This window comes from Nibrella viscosa (assembly GCF_039541875.1).
Lineage (GTDB): Bacteria > Bacteroidota > Bacteroidia > Cytophagales > Spirosomataceae > Nibrella > Nibrella viscosa.
Window position 1 is genome coordinate 250,911 of record NZ_BAABHB010000008.1, and the last position, 6,000, is coordinate 256,910.

General features: G+C 51.5%; 3 protein-coding genes and 1 rRNA gene. 2 read left to right on the plus strand and 2 right to left on the minus strand.

The window, feature by feature from the left end; translation table 11 throughout:
* Nucleotides 1–25 precede the first annotated feature (25 nt).
* Nucleotides 26–853 (plus strand): enoyl-ACP reductase FabI, encoded by an 828-nt coding sequence (locus tag ABD931_RS19405; RefSeq protein ID WP_345269559.1) that lies wholly within the window; start codon nt 26–28, stop codon nt 851–853.
* 77 nt (nt 854–930) lie between these two features.
* Here the strand turns inward: ABD931_RS19405 and ABD931_RS19410 are convergent, their stop codons facing one another.
* Nucleotides 931–4,008: an AAA family ATPase gene (locus tag ABD931_RS19410; RefSeq protein ID WP_345269554.1), complete on the minus strand. Its 3,078-nt coding sequence runs from the start codon at nt 4,006–4,008 to the stop codon at nt 931–933.
* Between the two features lie 6 nt (nt 4,009–4,014).
* On the minus strand, nt 4,015–5,232 hold the full coding sequence (locus tag ABD931_RS19415) for an exonuclease SbcCD subunit D C-terminal domain-containing protein (protein ID WP_345269555.1): 1,218 nt from the start codon (nt 5,230–5,232) through the stop codon (nt 4,015–4,017).
* A 700-nt stretch (nt 5,233–5,932) separates the two neighbouring features.
* On the opposite strand from ABD931_RS19415, the gene ABD931_RS19420 reads away from it, so the two are divergent.
* Nucleotides 5,933–6,000, plus strand: a 16S ribosomal RNA gene (locus tag ABD931_RS19420); the annotation flags it as partial.

The following is a 6,000-nucleotide window of genomic DNA, read 5'->3' on the forward strand; positions in this document are numbered from 1 at the left end:
TCATCATTCATTATACATGCTAACGATGGCTTACGGATTACTACAAGGAAAACGCGGCATCATTTCCGGCGCACTCGACGAGAAGTCGATTGCCTGGAAAGTAGCCCTGAAAGCAAAAGAAGAAGGCGCTACCTTCACCCTGACCAATGCCCCCATTGCCATGCGCATGGGCGCCATCAAACAACTGGCGGAGCAATGCGAAGCCGAAATTATCCCGGCCGATGCTACCTCTACCGAGGACCTGGAAAAGCTGTTTAACCAGTCGACCGAGATTCTGGGCGGTAAAGTTGACTTTGTGCTGCACTCCATTGGCATGAGCCCCAACATCCGGAAAGGACGCGCCTACACCGATTTAAATTACGACTGGTTCAAGCAGAGCGTCGACGTATCGGCCCTGTCGTTTCACAAAATGATGCAGACGGCATACAAGCTCGATGCCATCAATGAGTGGGGCTCGGTCGTAGCGCTGACCTATATGGCGGCTCAGCGGACGTTCCCTTTCTATACTGATATGGCCGAAGCCAAAGCCATTCTGGAATCCATTGCCCGCAGCTTTGGCTACCATTACGGCAAATACCGGAAAGTACGCGTCAATACTGTTTCACAGTCGCCGACGGTGACCACGGCCGGCTCCGGCATCGGCGGTTTCGACCGATTCTATGAATTTGCCGATAAAACGGCTCCGCTGGGCAATGCCTCGGCCGAAGACTGCGCCAACTACGTTATCACCCTCTTCTCCGACCTAAGCCGAATGGTGACCATGCAGAACCTGTTCCACGACGGGGGTTTCTCCATGACCGGCGCATCAGAAGAGGTTATGAGCCTGTTGCAGCCGCAGCAACAACAGCAGTAAAAAGGTTCTTGCTATAGTATATATAGAAAAGCCGGTAAGCATCGTCATGGCGCTTACCGGCTTTTTCGTTGATAGGGTTAAACCAGTTCGGTAACCTTAAACTTGCTGTTGCCGTCGATACCCTTCTCCACCTGAATCTGTATGCTGATTCGTTCTTTTACCTCCTGCCGGTGCGAGATAATGCCAATGGTCTTCTGGCTATCCTGCTGCAATTTCTCCAGCATCACAATGGCGGTATCCAGCGTCTCGGGGTCGAGCGTACCGAAGCCCTCATCAATAAACAGACTGTCTATCTGCACATTTTGCGAAGCTAAGTCAGACAGTCCCAGCGCCAGGGCCAGGCTCAGCGTAAAGGTTTCTCCACCCGATAGGCTGGCCACAGAACGCTCGGCACTGCCCTGGTACAGGTCCAGTACAAATAAATCGTCCTGCCCGTCGCGAGGCTTCAGAATCAGGTAGCGATCGGATAAATCCTTTAAGCGCCGGTTTGCCAGGCCGATAAGTTGCGACAGCGTCAGACTCTGGGCAAATTTGCTGTACTCATCGCCTTTGGCACTACCTATCATCTGGTTCAGTTTTCGCCAGGATTCGGCTTCAGCCTCCAACTGCTTCAGTTCTTTTCGTAAGGCTTTGCTTCGCTTCCGTTCGTTCTGGTCGGTTTCTAACTGCTTCTTTAAATAGCCGACCTGTTCAATTTTTTGCCGCTCTTCTTTCTTTGCTTCACTCAGCTTTTCCTCAACCTTGTCAAAAGACAGGGCTGTTTGCCGGGCGGTAATAGCCGCATCCCGCTTCTGCGTTTCTTCAATGCGTTTGCGCGTAATCTCGTCGGCTTCTTTTTCCAGGCCCTTTTTCTGCTCCTGCAGCCGCCGGAGTGTAACCCCATCCAGCAGGCTCAGCCGGGCGGAGGCTGGATCTGTAAAGCCGCGTTCCTGCAATATTGGTTGAAGGTGCTGACTCAAGGCAATGATCTGGTTATTAGCCTGAGTATAGGTATCCGTTGCTTTGCTGAGTAACTCCTTCTGGGTATCGCGCTGACGGCTCAGACTATTGAATCGGCTGATTAACCGCTCACACCTTTCCTTTATATCGTCTCCGGCGTAAAGGGCATCTTTTTCTGCTTTTAGCGCCTGCACCCGCTTCCGGCTCTGTTGCACAATTTGCAGGTCCTCGCCCAACTGAATCAATATGTTCTGCTGGTCCCAGAGTAATTGCAGCGAGGTAAGATTCTTCCGCTGATGCTGTAGATAGGCCTGTTCATCTTTCAGCACTTCGGGAGTGGCAGACTCATCGAGGGCCAGAGCCGCCAGCTTTTGATTAATTTCAATTCGTTTCTGGGTATAGATGTCTCGCATCTCATCCCGGCGGGCCGTGTGGGCCTCTTCTTCCGCCTTCGCTTTCAGGACGGTCTGCTGTACCCCTTCGTATGCTTTCGCTTTTTGCTTCCAGTCTGCAATGGCCAACTGCAGTTCCACCTCCGCCGTACCGACCTGCACAATATAATGATGCGCGTAGGGGTGGTCCAGTGAGCCGCATAACGGGCATGGTTCTCCATCCTGCAGGGCCTGGCGCAAATCCTCTAAGTTCGCTTCCTGCTTCAGCCGAAGCCGCTGTTCCTCCAACTCAATCTTCCGCTTCTCCAATTGGTCAACTTCCGCCCGCAGCCGTTCCAGCGCATCCGCCTGCGCGGCTATAAACTGCTTCTTTTCCTGAATCAGCTCATTCAGCTCATGTCCGTTCAATAGCCGCTCCTGCTGCTGGACTTGCAACCTGATGAGTTCTCCAATTTCACCTTCCCGGTAGATAAGGCGGTCAATTTCCTGCTGTAAGGTATTTGGCAGTACAGTCGGGTGAGACGCTGTCAGCTGAGTAAGCTCTGCCGAAACCTCCTGCCGACGGGTTTCAATCTGAAGAACCGCCAATTCGCTCTCCTGCGGGTCCAGTTGTTTATACCAGTTGTCAGATGTCCTTTGTATAGTGCGCAGTACCGACTGGAGCGGCTGGGTGGCTTTGGCGTCTTCCTCCTTAATTTGTTGAGATAAGTCCAGGACCTGCTCCCGAAAGCGAATAATTTGCGGCTCAACGGTTTCCTCCTGGAGAGGTTGCCGGATGAGCGTCTGCCCCTGACTAAGCACTTCGTCTACCTGCTGCTGTAGGGTATCCATACTGCTTTGGGCCTTTTGCTGGTCGATGGCTGCTGCTTTCCGGCTGCTTTCTGCATTCGCTAGGTCGGCCAGGGCGGTTGCTAAATCGGCTACCTGCTCATGACGTTGCAGGCGCTGGGCTTCGCCGGCAAAGTCTTCCTGTTGGGTAAGGAGAACCTGCTCGCGATGGTCAAGCGTATTGAGTTGGCGGGTAGTCTCGGCAATAGTTTGGAGGAGGGTATATTCTGTAGAGAAGTACGTGATTTCGTCCGCGAGAAGCTTCAGCCGGTCATCCACCGTTTGCTGCTCCTGCTTCAACGCGTCGACGGCTTCTTCGCTTAATACCTGAATGAGCTCGACCTCCGTTTGCTTGTTCGTTATCTTCTCCGTGTATTCCTTGTTAATAGAAAAAACGCGCTGGCTGAGTTGCCGGTAAATCTCTGTGCCGGTAATTTTCTCCAGCATTTTGCTCCGGTCAGCCGCTTTGGATTTAAGGAACTGGTCAAAAGCCCCCTGCGCCAGCACAATAGACCGAACAAACTGTTCATACGTTAACCCAATCAGTTCCTCATTCTTTTTCGGGAAATCACGCAGGTCTTTGATGGGAAATAGCTGTCCGTTTCCGTCTTTGTCGAGGGCCGAGACCTCCATCTCGTAGTTGTTCCAGTTGCCGTTCCGGTTCTTCTTAATCGACCACCTTGACCGGTACATCTTCTCATCAACTATATATTCAACTTCCGCGTAAGCCGCCGTACCCGTCTCCCGCGATGCCTGCTGGTTCACAATCAGCCCTTCCTCGGTAATGTTCGGCAACGAAATAGCGCCCGAAAGCCGGGGCACCCGATTAAAGAGAGCCAGCGTAATGACATCCAGCAGTGTAGACTTTCCGGCCCCCGTCGGACCGGCAATGATAAACAGCCCGGTACTGTTTAGCACACCATCGGTAAACTGAATCGGCGGGTGCTCGCCATAATAGGAATTGATATTACGAAAGCGTATTTGTCGAATCTTCATGCGGTATCAAGCCGGCTGTTCGGTAACCAGCCGGTACAACTGTTTATAGGTTTCCATCAGCACCGTCCGTTCTTCACCCTCCACCTGCAAGGCATCGAGCTTGCGGTTAAATACATCGACGTACGACAAATCTGCTAAATGCGTATCGGCAACGTATAAGGAGTCTAGTCGCTTCAGCTTATTCCGGAACACAAGCCGGGATTTGGCAATGACGAAAGGTGCCTGCGCGTAATCACGCGCTAACTGCTCAAAGTGTGTGCGAACCGCCAGGCTCTCGTCGTCTTCCTCCACCAGAACCTCCACCAGTGTAGGCAGCAACGCACCCGCTTCAATGGATTCGAGTTTTTCCCGTACCTCCTCCAGCGTGCCATTTACGTGCAGCAACGAACGGAAACGGGGAACCGGAATGGATTCAACATCCCTAAGTCTCCCATTGTCGAGCGTAAGTTCCAGCACCTGATGCCGGTTATCCCGCTCCCCAAAACTCAACGGCACCGGCGAACCACTATAGCGTACCGTTTCACCGGGACCAATCTGCTGCGGCACGTGAATATGGCCTAAGGCGACATAATTAAAACCGTCCGGAAAGTGTTCAGACGCAAAAGCCGCCTGCCCGCCTACCGTATGAATCTCGCGCTCACTTTCCGAAACCGTAGCGCCATTTACATACAGGTGACCCATCGCCAGCACCGGCACATCCCGGTAGTCCGAATGGCAGAAATCTACAATTCGCTCGTAATGGTTGCGTATACCCATCCGCACTGCTTGAACCCGCTCTTCATACGTCTGGCCGGATATAGATTGCCGCAAGTCACTATCCCGCAGATACGGCACAGCCGCCACCACCGCATCCGAGGAGCCGTTGACCAGCCGAATCACCTCATCGGCGCAATTTCCCGTTGTACAACCCACCACGTGAATATTCAGAAAGCGAAGCAGTTCGCGGGGCGCATTCAGCTTACTGGCCGAATCATGGTTGCCGCCCGTAATGATTATCTTTTTTTGTAACGGTAGCATTCGGGTCAGAAACTGATAATAGAGCTGCATCGACCCATCATTGGGGTTAGTTGTATCAAAGATGTCCCCGGAAATAAGCAGGACATCAATCTGCCGGTTATCGACCGTTTCGGCCAGCCAATCCAAAAAGCGGACATGATCATCACGCAGGTCATACTTATATAACCGTTTACCCAGATGCCAGTCGGCCGTATGCAGTATCTTCATAATTCTTCAATGCCAATGAGTTACGGCCTACATGCCACAAAACTCCATTCTGCAAGTTAAGCCAAGTCAGTCAAAAGCGCATCGTTTCTCCTATGAAGGAGTCAGTGTGAACTTAGAAAAGTGCAAAGTAACAGCTTCGGAGCCTGCTTCCCCAAAACTACTGATTTTTCCATACTTTCAGGGAAGAAAACGCCCATGTCTATCGTTATACTTCTATCGGAGCAAGACAAACCGGGCAGCCCCACAGGCTGCCTTCCCTATGTCAAAAAAAGCTTTCAAGCGAATACCGCTGATTGATTGAGGTTTATAGCTCCACATCATAAAAACACTCACTATTTTGGTATAGGTGCTTGACAAAAGCCGCAAAACGGCCTACCTTTGCAGTCCCAAATGAGGGAAGCACCTGAGAAAGCAAGCCACACCCGCTCTTTTGAGGCAGCACTCAGGCGGGCCGGTCTTCTGAAGAAAATACAAAAAATAATTTCGGCAAAAGACTTGACACGGGATCAGGAAAGCACTACCTTTGCAGTCCCAATTCAAATAAATGACACGACAAGAGACATTCTTGAGACTGTCAGCCAAGTTTCACCAACGGGTGAAACGATTGTTCTTTGACCAATTGTCAGCATACAGCACAAGTCTTTAGGCAATAAGACAGTCCCTTATGGGGCAAGCAGTCGTGAGACTGTGATATATATTTACGATGGAGAGTTTGATCCTGGCTCAGGATGAACGCTAGCGGCAGGCCTAATACATGCAAGTCGAACG

Coding starts and splice junctions, on each gene's coding strand:
- ABD931_RS19405 (WP_345269559.1), top strand. CDS start 26: ATGGCTTACGGATTACTACAAGGAAAACGCGGCATCATTTCCGGCGCA.
- ABD931_RS19410 (WP_345269554.1), bottom strand. CDS start 4,008: ATGAAGATTCGACAAATACGCTTTCGTAATATCAATTCCTATTATGGC.
- ABD931_RS19415 (WP_345269555.1), bottom strand. CDS start 5,232: ATGAAGATACTGCATACGGCCGACTGGCATCTGGGTAAACGGTTATAT.